Origin of the sequence: Yoonia sp. 2307UL14-13 (assembly GCF_037572755.1) — a bacterium.
Taxonomy (GTDB): domain Bacteria; phylum Pseudomonadota; class Alphaproteobacteria; order Rhodobacterales; family Rhodobacteraceae; genus Yoonia.
The window spans coordinates 441469-457601 of sequence record NZ_JBBIFZ010000001.1 but is presented as its reverse complement, the minus strand read 5'-3'; the positions used below and the strand labels follow the sequence as shown (position 1 = coordinate 457601).

Genomic DNA, 16133 nt, shown 5'->3' with positions numbered 1-16133 from the left:
CGCAACGGCACAATTCCAGACAGACGGACCCAAGGATGGCAGAAAAGAAAAACAAGAAATATGGCGCATGGTTCGTCGTCGTTCTGATCCTGATCGGCCTGGCCGGTTTCGGCACCGGTGGCCTGTCGGGCAATATGCGGTCGCTGGGATCGGTCGGTGAAAAGGACGTTTCCGTCTTTGCCTATCAAAGCACACTCAACGACCGTATTCGTGCATTGTCCGCGCAGGCCGGACAGGCGATTTCTTTCCAGCAGGCACAAGCCTTTGGTATTGATCGTCTCGCGCTAAGCCAGTTGATCCTGACCCGGACGCTTGACAACGAAGCGACGCAACTTGGCCTGTCTGCCGGTGATGAAAACGTCCTCGCCCGCTTGCAGCAAATCCCGGATTTCAACGGCGCAGGTGGTTTCAACCGTGAATCGTATCGTTTCGCGCTCGAGCGGACGGGACAAAACGAAACCCAGTTCGAAAACGGCATTCGCGAAGAGCTGGCGCGCGGACTGTTGCAAGATGCCGTCGTCGGCGGCATTCCGTCAAACGACGTCTATGCACAAACGCTTTTGTCATACATCGCCGAGCGGCGTGATGTGACCTGGGCCGTTGTCGATCAGGAATTCCTGACCGCGCCGGTCCCCGGCGCGACAGAGGCCGATCAACAAGCCTATTACGAGGCGAACCCCGACGAATTCACCCTGCCCGAGACCCGCGACATCACCTATGCTTGGCTGAAGCCCGCAATGCTGCAAGACGATATGGATGTCCCCGACGCTGCGATAGAACAACTGTATCAGGAACGTATCAACCAATTCGTCCAGCCAGAGCGGCGCTTGGTCGAACGGCTTGTCTATATCAGCAACGAACGCGCGGAAGAGGCTAAGGCCCGGCTCGATGCGGGTGAGGTGACATTCGAAGACCTTGTCGTCGAACGCGGGCTCGGCCTTGCTGACATCGATCTAGGCGATGTCGCGCAGGACGATCTGGGCAACGCCGGAGAGGCCGTTTTCGCCGCTGCACCGGGCGCGGTCGTGGGGCCCTTCAACGCCGACCTTGGCCCTGCCCTGTTCCGGATGAACGCGATCCTCGCGGCACAGGAAACGACGCTGGAAGAAGCCGCGCCGGACCTGCGCGAGGAACTTGCCGCGGATGCTGCGCGCGAAGTGATCAACGGCAATGCCGACCAGATCATCGATCTGCTGGCAGGCGGGGCCAGCATGGAGGATTTGGCCGAACGCACCGACATGGAGCTGGGCACAATAAACTGGACACCCGAAACGACCGATGGGATCGCCGCCTATGATTCTTTCCGGCAGGCCGCAGCCAACGCGACCGAAGGCGATTTTCCCGAACTTGAAAACCTGTCCGATGGCGGCGTCTTCGCGCTACGCCTTGATGGGGTCACACCGCCCACCGTGCAGCCTTTCGATGAGGTTCAGGAGGACGTGATGGCAGCTTGGCAAGAACAGGCGAGACAGGACGCCATCATCGCCCGCGCGGAAGAGATCGCCCCAGATATTGCGCCACTGACCGCCTTTGGCACCCTCGATTTGACCGCGAATGAAGAACCCGACATGACGCGCCGTACGTTCATCGAGGGCACCCCGCCCGATTTCAACGAACAGGTGTTCGAGATGAATATGGGCGAGGTACGGGTGCTTGATGCCGAGGATCGTGCGATCATCGTGCGCCTCGACAATATCGCACCGGCGGACCCCGAGGATGAAACCAACGTCGCGCAACTTCAGGCCTTTGCTGATGATGCCGCTGCGGGTCTCGCCCAGGATATCTTTGATGCTTATGCCGACGCTGTGCAGCAGCGGACCGATGTGAGCATCAACCAAGCCGCTGTCAACGCGGTCAATGCGCAGTTCCGATAGGCCCCGATATGGCGATTTTGCCGGATTATGATGATTTCGCGCGCAAATACGACGCGGGCGAAAGCCAGGTCGTCTATACCCGCATCGCGGCGGATCTGGACACGCCCGTTTCGCTGATGCTCAAACTGTCTGGCGCGGGCAAGAACGCCTTTATGCTGGAAAGCGTCACTGGCGGAGAAGTCCGCGGGCGCTATTCCATCATCGGAATGAACCCCGACCTGATCTGGGAATGCCGCGGCACCACATCGCGGATCAATCGCAGCGCCCGCTTTGACAATGACGGCTGGACGGACATGGTCGATGATCCGCTGACCGCACTGCGCGGCCTTTTGGACCAGTCGCGGATCGACCTGCCGGCCGATCTGCCAGCCGCCGCCGCCGGATTGTTCGGATATCTGGGCTATGACATGATCCGCCTGGTCGAACACCTGCCCGATATCAACCCCGACCCTCTGGGTCTGCCGGATGCTGTGATGCTGCGTCCATCGGTGGTGGCCGTGCTGGATGGGGTCAAGGGCGATGTGATCATCGTTGCACCGGCTTACGTGTCGGACGACGTGTCAGCCCGGGCCGCCTATGCCCAGGCGGCGGAAAGGGTGATGGATGCCCAACGTGCGCTCGAGCGGGCGATGCCCGACAACAGCCGCGCCCTGGTCGATCCGGCGCCGGTTGCACCGCCCGTGTCGAACTTCAGCCACGACGCATATCTGCAGGCCGTCGAGATCGCCAAGGAATACATTCGCGCAGGTGACATCTTTCAGGTCGTCCCGTCACAACGCTGGACCCAGGAATTCCGCGAACCGCCCTTTGCCCTGTACCGATCGCTGCGACGCACGAACCCCTCACCTTTCATGTTCTATTTCAACTTTGGCGGCTTTCAGGTCATCGGCGCAAGCCCGGAAATCCTTGTCCGCGTCTTCGGGAAAGAGGTCACGATCCGCCCGATTGCCGGTACCCGACCACGCGGGGCCACCCCGGCAGAGGACAAGGCGAACGAGGTCGACCTGATGGCCGACAAAAAAGAGTTGGCCGAGCATCTGATGCTTCTCGATCTGGGCCGCAACGATACCGGCAAGGTCAGCAAGATCGGTACTGTCCGCCCGACCGAACAATTCATCGTCGAACGCTATAGCCACGTGATGCATATCGTGTCGAACGTCGTGGGTGAACTGGCCGATGATCAGGACGCGCTTAGTGCGTTTTTCGCCGGCATGCCTGCGGGCACGGTGTCTGGCGCCCCGAAAGTCCGCGCGATGGAAATCATCGACGAACTCGAACCGGAAAAACGCGGTGTCTATGGCGGCGGCTGTGGGTATTTCAGCGCAAATGGCGACATGGACATGTGTATCGCGCTGCGCACCGCTGTGGTGCAGGATCAAAAGCTATATATTCAGGCAGGCGGCGGGGTTGTCTACGACAGCGACCCCGAGGCCGAATATCAGGAAACTGTCCACAAATCGAACGCGATCCGGAAAGCGGCGGCAGATGCGGCGATGTTCCAGGGGTCGGGAAACTGACGACCGGCGGCGCGCGTCATTCCGATACGCCATCCTCTTCCGCATCGCTGACCGTCTCGACGCCCAGCACAGCCGTCACAGGGGCAAGCCGCAGCTGACCACCATCATTCTGCAGCGCCCATGACCTTAGCGCCGACAACATATAGGTCGACGTTTCCGCCACCACCACGGCATCACCGGATTGGCGCGCACGAAATGCGGTCTGATCGAGGGCCCGACCGATCGCCGCTTCGTTTTCGCCCAATTCATCGAGGTTACGTGTAATCTCTGATGCCGGAACATCCGATTGCTCGGCAAAGCGAAGCGCATTGCCGAACCCTTTTTGGACCGCCACGAAACCACGCCCTTCTACCGCCAAAATCTGAACCACTTGATCGGCGACAGACCTGCTGGCTTGCACGCCGTCTTCGCCATCGGAATACAGTACAACCGCCTCGGGCAAAGCGGCCAGTGCCGCCTCCATCGTGATTTCGACATCGCTTGGCGTCGCGCCTTGCGGCAACCCGGCCCGAAGACCGACTTCGATCCCTGCGTCGCGATAGGCCTTCATCCTTAGCGCGGCATCCGGGGCAAGCGGGTCGAGGATCACGGTGACGGGAAAATCCAGTGCGACGACGTCTGCGCTTGGCACACGTCCATCATCCAAAAGCAGCAGGTTGATCAAGGGCAGGTCGGTCGGGTTTTCGAATGGCGTCGCGTAGCGCAAGATCGCAGGTGCATCCTCCGATGACGCTTCGGTCTGGATTTCGTCAGTGGTGGCCGCTGGAGCCGGTGTCGGGTCGGCACCGGGCCGATTCACGCGGACACCGACCGATGTGTCGGATTGCGGTGTTTCCGCTGCGGGTTCGGCAACGGTTTCAGGGGCTGCCTCAGCGACGATCTCTGGCTCTGTCGGTTCTTCCACGACAATCTCGGACGAGGATGGCGCGACCGGCTCAGCCGGTTCCCGCGCCTCGGGGGCGATGACGGCCTCATCGAAGATTGGTGCAGCTTCGGGCGCGACAGGTGCAGCGCGGCTTTCCTCGGCGACCTCGGGATCAGCACGATCGGCAAGGTTGCGGCCGATCTCATCCACCGTTTCAGGCTCTGCCGTCAGCGTATTGTCGGGGTTTTGCAAACCCGCCAGTAGGTCATCGATCGCTGGCTGTTCCGCCACCGCACCCGGGGCCAGGGTCGGCTCTGCCCCACCCTCGGCGATTGCAGGAGCACGGGCGGGTTGATCGCCATCGACCGCATCGTCCGGCACGGTTTCGACAGGCGCAGGTGTCGCCGCGATCTCGGCGTCGGGTTCAGATGGTGCCTCGGGTGCCGCGGGCGCTGCATCTTCCAGAGTCACCACCGGATCGGGGGCGATCGGCGCACCAGACAGCACCGGGCGATCGGGCGCAATGACATCGCCGACCGCTCCGGTCTCGGGTTCAGGCGCTTCGAGCTCGGCGACCGAGGGCTCGACAACCTCTTCGGGCAAAGGCGTGATCGCAGCGGGCGTTTCGGGTTGCGGTGGCTCGTCTGCTGGCTCGGGCGATGCATTCACGACGTTTTCCGCAACGACCGGCGCGTCAGGCGTTTCGCTGGCGGTATCTCCGCCCGGCGCATCGACCACCGTTTGCTGTGGCGGCGCGGCGATTTGCGACGCAATCCCCAGGCCCACACCACCCACGATCAACGCCCACAGGCTGCCCGAAAAAATGCCCCGCATACTGGCTCTACCCTCTACGTCCGCGCTTTTGCGCCTTCCGCCTTGACGCAAGCATGCATCCCGGCCCATGTATGGCAAGCCTTATATCGTTACCATCGGGGGCGACGGTAGCCCCTAAATCCACCTGCGCGAGTTTTCTCCATGCTCCTGTTGATCGATAACTACGACAGCTTCACCTACAATCTGGTGCATTACCTGGGGGAACTGGGTGCCGATGTCGTGGTCAAGCGCAACGACGCGCTGAACGTGCAAGAGGCCATGGCGATGAACCCATCCGCGATCATGCTGTCGCCCGGTCCTTGTGATCCGTCGCAGGCGGGCATCTGTCTGGCGCTGGTTCACGCGGCAGCGGAAACGGGTATGCCGTTGATGGGCGTCTGCCTGGGGCATCAAGCCATCGGAGAGGCATTCGGCGGCAAGGTCGTGCGCTGCCACGAGATCGTTCATGGCAAGATGGGCAGAATGCATCACAAAGCCACGGGTTTGTTCATGAGCCTGCCGACGCCGTTCGACGCGACGCGCTATCATTCGCTTATCGTCGATCGTGACAGCCTGCCAGCAGAGTTGACAATTACCGCTGAACTGGAAGATGGCACCATCATGGGCTTGCAACACAAGGCACTGCCCATCCACGGCGTCCAGTTTCACCCCGAAAGCATCGCGTCGGAACATGGACATAAGTTGTTGGACAACTTCCTGAAATTGGCCAAAGTGCCTGCATGAGCGACGCACTCAAACCATTGATCGCCGCTGCGGCAGAGGGTCCTCTGAATCGTGCGCAAGCCGAAACGGCGTTCGAAATCCTGTTCGAAGGCGACGCGACGCCGTCGCAGATCGGTGGTTTTCTGATGGCCCTGCGTACACGGGGTGAAACGGTCGATGAATATGCCGCTGCCGCAGCGGTCATGCGGGCGAAATGTGTGCCGGTCAAGGCCCCTGAAGGTGCGATGGATATCGTCGGCACCGGGGGCGACGGCAAACACACGCTGAACATCTCGACCGCGACGGCCTTTGTCGTCGCCGGGGCGGGTGTACCGGTCGCCAAGCACGGAAATCGCAATCTGTCATCGAAATCCGGCACGGCGGACGTGCAGGGCGAGATGGGGATCGCGGTCATGGTCGGCCCCGAAACCGTCGAACGCGGACTGCGCGAGGCGGGGATCGGATTCATGATGGCGCCCATGCATCATCCCGCAATCAAGCATGTGATGCCGACCCGGGCGGAACTGGGCACAAGAACGATCTTCAACATATTGGGTCCATTGACGAATCCGGCCGGAGTCAAGCGTCAGTTGACCGGGGCATTCTCACGCGATCTGATCCGACCGATGGCCGAAACATTGCAGAAACTCGGCAGCACGGACGCATGGCTTGTCCACGGGTCCGATGGCACCGATGAGCTGACAATCACCGGTGTGTCCTGGGTCGCCGCGCTGTCGGATGGACGGGTGACGGATATTGAAATCCACCCAGAGGATGCAGGCCTGCAGCTTCATCCGTTCAGTGACATCGTCGGAGGAACACCGCAGGACAACGCCAAAGCGCTGCAGGCGCTTTTGGATGGTGCGCCTGGCGCTTATCGTGATGCGGTCCTTTTGAACGCGGCCGCGGCACTTCGGGTGGCCGGGGCCTGCAGTGACCTCAAAGAGGGGGTCGCGGCGGCCCGCGAAAGCATTGATAGCGGCAAGGCGAAACAGGCCGTCGCCAGGCTCGCCGCGATTTCTCAGGAGGCTGCGGCATGATCCGGCTTCGCGTCACCCTTGTCATTCTCGCCTCGGTGCTTGTCACTGCACTGGGCATCTGGTTGGCGATCACCGCCACCCAGCAACTGAACCAGGCAGCGGCCTTGCAACTGGACAGCCAGCAGGCCGTGGCGACCGTGTCGCAGAAATGGATCGTTGCTGGGGAAAGCCGAGATAACAGCCATCGCATCCGGTATAGTTTCCTTCTGGATGGCAAGGAGCTTGTGTTCGAGCGGGCGGTGCCAGTCGCGCTTCACCGCGTTGTCCATTCGGGATCTCCGTTTCAGGTCACGTTCAGCCCCAGCGATCCCGACCTGCACGAGATTTTCCCGGGCCAGATCGCCGGTACGGCGCGATCCAAGCTGACGTCGGGGCTGATGATCTGCGGGATCGGCTTGCTGATTTTCGTGGTCGGCGGTGGTGGTCGCATTTTTCGCCGCCGCACCGAGAATGTTTGATCTTTCAGCGATCGGCACTTGGTCGGACCTTCCGTTTTTCAAGGACGATCTGCCTGAAATCACCGGCCGTCTGACCGAGCCGTTTCTGCCGCCCCCGAACCTGACATTCGCGGCCCTTCGCCATACCGCACCCGATCGGACCCGCGTGGTCATCATCGGGCAGGACCCCTATCACACACCCGGCAAAGCCGATGGCCTTGCCTTTTCCATTCCGGATGATTTCGGTGGTCGCCTCGACAGCCTCGGCAATATCTTCAAAGAAATCGAAAATGATCTTGGCCAAAAGCGTCACAAGACGTCACTCCACGATTGGGCCAGGCAGGGTGTGCTTTTGCTGAACACGGCGCTGACCGTTCCACCGGGTCGCCCAAAAGCGCACGCAAAGCTCGGTTGGGCCGAACTTGTCCGTCAGGTGATCACACACCTCAACGCCGAACCCCGCGCCTACATCCTTTGGGGCGGCCCGGCGCACGACTATGAAAAGCACATACACGGCGATCATCTGATCCTCAGATCCGCACATCCTTCCCCCCTCTCCGCCCATCGCGGCTTTTTCGGGTCGCGACCATTTTCAAAGGTGAACCGGTGGCTTATTGATCGTGGTCAAGAACCAATCCAATGGGCCGACCCATGAGTGACATCCTCGACAAAATCAAAGCCTACAAGCTGGAAGAGATCGCCGATCGCAAGGCCGCTGTGCCACTCAGCGAGGTCGAGGCGCGCGCCCACGATGCGCCGCTGACGCGCGGTTTTGCGGAAAAGCTCGCCCATGCTTCCCGCGAAGGTTACGGCCTGATCGCCGAAATCAAGAAGGCCAGCCCATCCAAGGGCCTGATCCGCGCCGATTTCGACCCACCTGCCCTTGCACAGGCGTATGCCGAAGGCGGCGCGACCTGCTTGTCCGTCCTGACCGATGCCCCCAGCTTTCAGGGCGACGACAGTTATCTGACCGCCGCCCGATCCGCCGTCGATCTGCCCGCGCTGCGCAAGGATTTCATGTACGACACCTATCAAGTCGCTGAGGCCCGCGCGCTTCATGCCGATTGCATACTGATCATCATGGCCAGCGTCAGCGACGATCAGGCGCAAGAACTGGAAGAGGCGGCGATTGAGTGGAACATGGATGTGCTGATCGAAGTGCATGACGCGGTGGAACTGGAACGCGCCGCCGCGCTGAAATCGCCCTTGGTGGGCATCAACAACCGCAACCTCAAAACCTTCGAAACATCGCTGGATGTGACCCGCAAACTGTCCAAACTGGTACCAGCAGATCGCATGATCGTCTGCGAAAGCGGGCTGAACACACCCGAAGACCTTGCCGACATGGCACGATATGGCGCGCGCACTTTCCTAATCGGCGAAAGCCTCATGCGGCAAGACAATGTCGAGGCCGCTACGCGCCACCTGCTCGCCAACCCACCGACCGGAGGCATGTGATGTCCGGCCTGAGCCATTTCGATGCCGACGGAAAGGCGCATATGGTGGATGTGTCGGACAAGCCCGTTACCGCCCGCATCGCCGCGGCTGAAGGTTACGTCAAGATGGCCTCGGAAACGCTCGCCCTGATCGTCGAAGGCCGCGCGGATAAGGGCGACGTTCTCGGCATCGCCCGTATCGCCGGGATCATGGGGGCGAAGAAAACGGCCGAGATGATCCCGCTCTGTCACCCTCTGCCGATCACCAAAGTCGCGTTGGACCTGACGCCCGACGATAAGCTCCCCGGTATCCGCATAACTGCGACGGTCAAAACCGGCGGGCAAACCGGGGTCGAAATGGAGGCGATGACGGCTGTCGGCGTAGCTGCGTTGACGGTCTACGACATGGTCAAGGCGGTTCAAAAGGACATGGAAATCGGTGGAATAAGGGTCACCCTGAAAGATGGTGGGAAATCCGGGCGGTTCGAAAATCCATGATCAGCGTTGAAGAGGCGCTGGACCATCTGTTCGCGCTGGTCGCGCCGCTTGATGCTGAAACGGTCCCTTTGGCCCACGCCAATGGTCGCGTCCTTGCCGACACGGTCATCGCGCGCCGCGACCAGCCCCCTTTTGCCGCGTCCGCCATGGACGGATATGCTGTCGCGAACGAAGACGTGCGCCCCGGTGCGAGACTGGCTGTCATCGGTGAGGCGGCAGCTGGTCACGCCTTTGCCAAAACGGTTGGTAAGGGACAAGCGGCACGCATCTTCACGGGCGCGCCGATGCCCGCCGGAACGGATTTGGTCATCATCCAGGAGGACGTCATGCGGGATGGCGATACAATCACCCTTGGTGACAATCTCGACATCAAATCCCATGTCCGGCCTGCAGGCACCGACTTCAAAACCGGAGACGAGATCAAAACCCCCCGCCTGTTGGGCCCGTCTGACATCGCGCTTTTGGCCGCGATGAATGTCGCTGACGTGCCGGTTACGCGCAAACCGAATGTCGCGATTATCGCGACCGGCGATGAACTGGTCCAACCAGGGGAAACCCCCGGCCCCAACCAGATTATCGCCTCCAACAGCTACGGTCTTGCTGCTCTATTGCAGAACCTCGGCGCACATCCGCGCCTGCTGCCGATCGCAAGGGACAACGTCAAATCGCTTGAACTGGCGTTTGATCTTGCCGAAGACGCAGACCTGATCATCACGATCGGTGGTGCGTCAGTCGGAGACCATGACCTTGTCGGCGACGTGGCCCAGGCAAAAGGGATGAGGCGCGCGTTCTATAAAATTGCCATGCGACCCGGCAAACCCCTGATGGCTGGCAGGATGGGCAATGCGACGATGATCGGCCTGCCCGGCAATCCGGTATCAGCCATGGTGTGCGGGCACATTTTCGTGGCGCCTGTAGTCCGCAAGATGCTTCGGCTCGGTACAGCGCCCGCCACGCGCCGGACAGCCACGCTTGCCAAAGATGCAGGCCCAAACGGTCCGCGCGAACATTACATGCGGGCGCATCTTGGCCCAGATGGTGTCACGATCTTCGAACGGCAGGACAGCGCGCTTTTGACGGTTCTTGCAAACGCGAATTGCCTTGCCGTCCGCCCGATCGACGATCCGGCCCGTGTGCAAGGCGATCCCGTCGAAATCATCCTGATCTGACCACCGATTGACACAAAACAAGAACATGCGTAGAACATAAGCAAAACCTTTATGGGGATGAGCATATGTTGACCAAGAAGCAACTCGACCTGTTGGAATTCATCCACAAGCGTGTCCAAAGCGATGGGGTGCCACCCAGCTTTGACGAAATGAAAGAGGCGCTGGACCTACGTTCAAAGTCCGGAATCCACCGGTTGATCACGGCGCTCGAGGAACGGGGTTTCATCCGTCGCCTCGCCCATCGCGCGCGCGCGCTGGAAATTGTGAAGCTGCCGGATTCGATGCAGGCCAAAACCGGCTTTACCCCCCGTGTCATCGACGGCGACAAACCCGATAGCAGACCTGCAAACACGATCCCGATGGACAGCGGCGCGATCGAACTGCCCGTCATGGGTCGCATCGCCGCCGGTGTGCCGATCGAGGCAATCAGTCAGGTTTCGCACAACGTCCATGTGCCCCAATCCATGGTCGGGCCTGGTGATCACTATGCGTTGGAGGTCAAGGGCGACTCGATGATCGATGCCGGGATCAATCACGGCGATGTGGTGGTGATCAAGGAAACCGAGGTCGCCGATAACGGCGATATCGTCGTCGCCCTGGTCGAAGGGCAAGAGGCGACGCTGAAGCGTTTCCGTCAGAACGGAAATGCCATCGCGCTCGAGGCCGCGAACCCGGCCTATGAGACCCGCGTTTTCCGCGATGATCAGGTCAAGGTGCAAGGGCGACTTGTCGGTCTAATCCGTACCTACTGAGGCGACGCGCCCGGTCGCCTTTGTCAGAACCAAAGGCGGCTGCGCTGGCCCCTGGCGCTGATTCCAAGGACGATTACCTGCAATGCCGTGAGCAGTAGTGATGATCAGATCGCCGCTCTCGGAAAGGTCCATGGCCAATGCCCCGGTCTTGCGCAACTGCTCCAGATCGAAAACCCTGCATGGGCGCTTGATTGTATCGATTTGGTTGCTGATCAGTACATCCGCGCCGCCGCAACCGATCATGTCGGCCAAGGCGGTTTTTCCAGAAACCTGTGCGATCCGCCACTCACCCAAGTCGACCGATGCGATGCGCCCCGCCTTGGTCAGACCCGGACGCGCAGCCGCGACCTCTTGCGCGACCGGCCCACCGTCATTCTCGAGCCATATGCCAGCAACAAAACTCCCGCCTCGTTCTTTTGACAAAGCGCGGCCATCAGGCCCGATCCGACCGATCAATGCGCCGGTATCGGCCACCAGCACGGCTGGTCGCGTGGTTTGATGCCAGAGCATGGCGGCAAGCCCGACCGCGACCAGTCCACCGAACCGCAATCGTCCGTGCCACAATACGATCCAAAGCAACCCCAGCGCCATAATCGGCAATACCGTCCAATATGGTGCATGGACATGGCTAAGCGCGCCAGGCCACCCCGCCACATTCTGCGCGACGAAGAGGATCCAGCGCAGACCCAGATCCATCATCCATAAGCCAATCCACCACAATCCCAACGGCGCAAGACAGACGGCGAATACCGCGGCGGGCATGACCAGCATGCCCATCAACGGTACGCTGAACAGGTTGGCGATCAGTCCGAAGTGCGAAATCTGGTTGAAATGCGCCGCCGCGAACGGTGCCGTGGCCAACCCCGCGACACCCGATGAAATCACCACCGACAGGATAGCCTGCACCGGACGGGGCCAACGGTACATCTCGAATCGCCGCAAATAGCCAAAGACGGCCACAAGCGCCGTCGTCGCTGCAAACGACATCTGAAATCCTGGGCCGGTCAGCGCCTCGGGTTGCCAAACCAGCACGATGATCGCGGCGATCGCGACCGCCCGCAATGTCAACGCCCGTCGGTCCAACAGGATCGCCACCAGCATGACGGCGACCATGATAAACGCCCGCTCAGTCGCGACATTCCCACCCGAAAGCGCAAGGTAGAACGCACCAACGACCAAGGCGCAAACCGCAGCGATCTTTTTGGTTGGCCAGTAAAGCGCCACACGTTGCCAAAATGCGAGCCCGTAGCGCACCACAGCAAAGATAAACCCGGTCAGCAACCCCATATGCAGCCCCGAGATCGCAAGCAGATGCGCGAGGTTCGCGGCTCTCAGGTCCTCCAGAACCTCCTGTCCCATAGCGGACCGGTCACCGGTTATGATAGCAGCGGCAAAGGCACCTGTTTCACCCGGCATCGCCGTTTGAACGGCTTGCGAGACGGCCATGCGGACGGAAAATATCCACATCCCCAAGCCGGGCTTATCAGGTGCTTTCAATCGCAAAACAGGCGTGCGGGTATAACCCACCGCCCCTAACTGCATAAACCATGCGTGACGTTGAAAGTCGAAACCGCCCGGCTCGGCTGGACCGGCAGGTGGCGACAAGTGGCCGGTCATAATCAGTGTTTCGCCGGGACGGAACGCCGTGATCACTTGGTCACCATGGACCGATACACGCACACGGATGGGTGTGCGTTCTCTGGACATGTCTTCCAAAACAACCCGATCCAGCGTTAAGCGCGTTGCGTCGCTTGCCGAGCGGTCGATATTGACGACACGGCCCTCGATTGCACCGTAATAGCGAAAATCCAGAACGGGCGCGGCCATCTGATCTGTCCGCCATTTCGCCAACGCGCCACCGGCCACCACCAGTACGACGCCGATGAGCAACGGCGCAAAGGCCACGCCGATCCAGCGGGTAACCAAAATTAAAATGCTCGAAATCCCTGCAAGTAGACCGAAAAGGGGCCATCCCGGCTCTTCCCCCAGCGCAAAATACCCGCCGATGCCGATCCCAAGGCATACCGGCACCCAGCAGATCAGCGCGCCGCGTTGTGCCAGCAGTACATCTTCGATCACTGCGCGCACTTGTCCTTGATCCTTTGGCTTAGTATCCCCGCGACGACCCCGGTTATGGGGAAAGCTGGTTAGCGAAAGGTAAAATCCTCATGTCCGTCGTCACCCGTTTCGCACCATCACCAACCGGCGCCCTGCATATCGGCAGCGCGCGGACGGCGCTGTTCAACTGGCTTTATGCCCGGGGACGCGGTGGTCAATTCCTGTTGCGGATCGAAGACACCGACAAGGCCCGTTCGACGGCGGAGAATACGCAAGTCATCCTCGACGGGATGAACTGGTTGGGCCTGGATTGGGACGGCGATCCGATCAGCCAAAGCGGCAATGCAGAGCGTCATGTAGAGGTGGCCAACGCCCTTTTGGCCAATGGCCAGGCCTACAAATGCTTCAGCACCCCCGAAGAAATCGAAGCCTTTCGCGAAAAGGCACGGGCCGAGAAAACCTCGACGCTTTTCAGATCGCCTTGGCGGGACACCCAAGACGGTGACCATCCCGATGCGCCCCACGTGATCCGCATCAAGGCCCCGCGTGACGGGCAGACGACCTTGCACGATGAGGTACAGGGCGATGTCACATGGCAAAACGACCAACTGGACGACATGATCCTGCTGCGCTCGGACGGTACACCGGTCTACATGCTCGCCGTGGTGGTGGATGATCACGATATGGGCGTAACACACGTTATTCGTGGGGATGATCACCTTGCCAATGCGTTCCGCCAGAACCTGATCTATGAAGGCATGGGGTGGGACAAGCCGACGCTCGCTCATATTCCGTTGATCTTCGGACCCGATGGAAAAAAACTGTCAAAACGGCATGGTGCGACCGGGGCGTCCGAATATCAGACCATGGGATATCCCGCCGCAGGAATGCGCAACTATCTTGCACGGTTAGGTTGGAGCCATGGGGACGACGAATTCTTCAGCGATGCGCAAGCCAAGGAATGGTTTGATCTGGACGGTATCGGCAAATCACCCGCGCGGTTCGACTTCAAAAAACTGGAAAATATTTGCGGGCAGCACATCGCAGCCAGCGATGATGCTGCGCTGCTGCACGAATTACGGAATTTCCTTACGGCAACTGGATCTGATGAACTGACCAAAGCACAATTCGACGGCATGGCACGCGGCATGTACTGCCTTAAAGAACGCGCAAAGACCTTCCCGGAACTTCTTGAGAAAGCCCACTTTATCCTGACAAACCGCCCAATCACGCCAGATGAGAAATCATCAAAGAACCTTGATGATGTATCCCGTGGTATACTGTCGGAATTGACGCCGCATCTGCAAAATGCTAGCTGGACACGTGACGCTCTTGAAGGTGTCGTAGCCTCGGTTGCCGAAACTCATGACATGAAGTTGGGCAAGCTGGCAGGGCCGCTGCGTGCGGCTTTGGCGGGGCGTGCGGTGACGCCGAGTGTCTTTGATATGATGTTGGTCCTGGGGCAAGATGAAACCATCGCCCGCCTGCAGGACGCCAGCGCCTGAAACCAATTCGTTACGAATGGTAGGTAACTGGCGACCGACGAGTGAAGACGCGCCGGCGACGCAAAATGCGTGCGCAGGCCCCAGAGGGGAAGAGATATGGCAGAAAACACCGACACCGCGACACTGACGCTGAAAGGCAAAAGCTATGAATTGCCCGTCCATACGCCCACCGGCGGCCCCGACGTCATTGACATCCGCAAGCTCTATGCGCAGGCCGATGTCTTTACTTACGATCCTGGCTTCACATCCACGGCCGCCTGTGACAGCACGATAACATTCATCGACGGAGAAAAGGGCGAGCTTTTGCATCGCGGCTATCCGATCGATCAGTTGGCCAGCAAATCTCATTACCTCGAGGTTTGTTACCTGCTGCTTTACGGCGAACTCCCCTCTGCCGAAAAGTTGGAAGAGTTTGAATCGCTCGTGACGAACCACACGATGATTCACGAGCAGATGCACAACTTCTTCCGCGGCTTCCGCCGCGACGCACATCCCATGGCGACGATGGTCGGGGTGGTTGGCGCAATGTCTGCATTCTACCACGACTCGACCGATATCAACGACCCTCACCAGCGCGAGGTTGCCACGATCCGCCTGATCGCCAAAATGCCGACAGTGGCGGCGATGGCTTACAAGTATTCGATCGGCCAACCCTTCGTGTATCCGCGAAATGATCTCGATTATGCGTCGAATTTCCTGAACATGTGTTTCTCGGTCCCGGCCGAGGAGTACCACGTTGATCCGATCCTCGCCCGCGCGATGGACCGCATCTTTACCCTGCATGCCGATCACGAACAGAACGCATCAACCTCGACCGTGCGTCTCGCCTCGTCATCCGGGGCCAACCCGTTCGCCTGTATCGCCGCCGGCATCGCCTGCCTCTGGGGCCCCGCACATGGTGGGGCCAACCAGGCGTGCCTGGAAATGCTCAAGGAAATCGGCACACCGGATCGGATCCCTGAATTCATCGCCCGCGCGAAGGACAAGAACGACAGCTATCGCCTGATGGGCTTTGGCCACCGCGTTTACAAAAACTTCGACCCCCGCGCGACCGTGATGAAGGAAAGTGCGGATGAGGTGCTCGACCTGCTTGGCGTCGAAAACAACCCGATCCTGCAGGTGGCGAAGGAACTGGAAAAACAGGCACTGGCCGATCCTTACTTTGCCGACAAAAAGCTGTTCCCGAATGTCGATTTCTATTCGGGTATCATCCTCGAGGCGATGGGTTTCCCCACCTCGATGTTCACACCGATCTTTGCGCTGGCGCGGACGGTCGGCTGGATTTCCCAATGGAAAGAACAGCTTGCCGATCCACAGCTGAAAATCGGACGGCCACGCCAGCTGTACCTGGGCGAGATGGCGCGAGACTATGTGGACATCGAAAAACGCTAAGTGATGGGGCCGCTGCAGCGGCCCTTTTCATTCGTGAAACATGCTGAAAATATG

14 protein-coding genes are annotated in these 16133 nt (G+C 60.0%); 12 read left to right on the top strand and 2 right to left on the bottom strand.

Annotated elements, in window-relative coordinates; genetic code table 11:
• The first annotated feature begins 35 nt into the window (after positions 1-35).
• Together V8J85_RS02380 and trpE are read left to right on the top strand one after the other, a co-directional pair.
• Positions 36-1874, top strand: coding sequence for a peptidylprolyl isomerase (locus V8J85_RS02380; protein ID WP_339951847.1), 1839 nt, complete (start codon positions 36-38; stop codon positions 1872-1874).
• 8 nt (positions 1875-1882) lie between these two features.
• The gene (gene trpE, locus V8J85_RS02375) at positions 1883-3391 is read left to right on the top strand and encodes an anthranilate synthase component I (protein ID WP_339951845.1); all 1509 of its coding nucleotides are present in this window, start codon (positions 1883-1885) and stop codon (positions 3389-3391) included.
• A gap of 16 nt (positions 3392-3407) precedes the next feature.
• Here the strand turns inward: trpE and V8J85_RS02370 are convergent, their stop codons facing one another.
• Positions 3408-5090, bottom strand: coding sequence for a divergent polysaccharide deacetylase family protein (locus V8J85_RS02370; protein WP_339951843.1), 1683 nt, complete (start codon positions 5088-5090; stop codon positions 3408-3410).
• A gap of 141 nt (positions 5091-5231) precedes the next feature.
• Between V8J85_RS02370 and V8J85_RS02365 the strand changes: the two genes are divergently transcribed.
• From V8J85_RS02365 to lexA, 8 genes are all read left to right on the top strand, one after another.
• Positions 5232-5813, top strand: a complete 582-nt coding sequence (locus tag V8J85_RS02365) for an anthranilate synthase component II (RefSeq protein WP_339951841.1) — start codon at positions 5232-5234, stop codon at positions 5811-5813.
• The gene (trpD, locus tag V8J85_RS02360) at positions 5810-6832 is read left to right on the top strand and encodes an anthranilate phosphoribosyltransferase (protein WP_339951839.1); all 1023 of its coding nucleotides are present in this window, start codon (positions 5810-5812) and stop codon (positions 6830-6832) included. Before V8J85_RS02365 ends, trpD begins: the two co-directional genes overlap by 4 nt.
• Complete coding sequence (locus V8J85_RS02355; protein ID WP_339951837.1) at positions 6829-7290, top strand: DUF3592 domain-containing protein; 462 nt, start codon at positions 6829-6831, stop codon at positions 7288-7290. Before trpD ends, V8J85_RS02355 begins: the two co-directional genes overlap by 4 nt.
• The gene (locus V8J85_RS02350; protein ID WP_339951835.1) at positions 7283-7924 is read left to right on the top strand and encodes a uracil-DNA glycosylase; all 642 of its coding nucleotides are present in this window, start codon (positions 7283-7285) and stop codon (positions 7922-7924) included. Before V8J85_RS02355 ends, V8J85_RS02350 begins: the two co-directional genes overlap by 8 nt.
• On the top strand, positions 7921-8727 hold the full coding sequence (trpC, locus tag V8J85_RS02345) for an indole-3-glycerol phosphate synthase TrpC (RefSeq protein WP_339951833.1): 807 nt from the start codon (positions 7921-7923) through the stop codon (positions 8725-8727). The genes V8J85_RS02350 and trpC overlap by 4 nt, the downstream gene beginning before the upstream one ends.
• Positions 8727-9203, top strand: a complete 477-nt coding sequence (gene moaC / locus V8J85_RS02340; protein ID WP_339951831.1) for a cyclic pyranopterin monophosphate synthase MoaC — start codon at positions 8727-8729, stop codon at positions 9201-9203. The genes trpC and moaC overlap by 1 nt, the downstream gene beginning before the upstream one ends.
• Positions 9200-10372, top strand: a complete 1173-nt coding sequence (locus V8J85_RS02335; protein WP_339951829.1) for a molybdopterin molybdotransferase MoeA — start codon at positions 9200-9202, stop codon at positions 10370-10372. Before moaC ends, V8J85_RS02335 begins: the two co-directional genes overlap by 4 nt.
• A gap of 65 nt (positions 10373-10437) precedes the next feature.
• The gene (lexA, locus tag V8J85_RS02330; RefSeq protein WP_339951827.1) at positions 10438-11124 is read left to right on the top strand and encodes a transcriptional repressor LexA; all 687 of its coding nucleotides are present in this window, start codon (positions 10438-10440) and stop codon (positions 11122-11124) included.
• Here lexA and V8J85_RS02325 read toward each other — a convergent pair.
• Entirely contained in the window at positions 11107-13212 is a 2106-nt protein-coding gene (locus V8J85_RS02325; protein WP_339951825.1) for a ComEC/Rec2 family competence protein, read from the bottom strand. The genes lexA and V8J85_RS02325 overlap by 18 nt on opposite strands.
• An 80-nt stretch (positions 13213-13292) precedes the next feature.
• Between V8J85_RS02325 and gltX the strand changes: the two genes are divergently transcribed.
• Both gltX and V8J85_RS02315 read left to right on the top strand, forming a co-directional pair.
• On the top strand, positions 13293-14687 hold the full coding sequence (gltX, locus tag V8J85_RS02320; RefSeq protein ID WP_339951823.1) for a glutamate--tRNA ligase: 1395 nt from the start codon (positions 13293-13295) through the stop codon (positions 14685-14687).
• Between the two features lie 96 nt (positions 14688-14783).
• Positions 14784-16079, top strand: coding sequence for a citrate synthase (locus tag V8J85_RS02315; RefSeq protein ID WP_339951821.1), 1296 nt, complete (start codon positions 14784-14786; stop codon positions 16077-16079).
• Positions 16080-16133 lie beyond the last annotated feature (54 nt).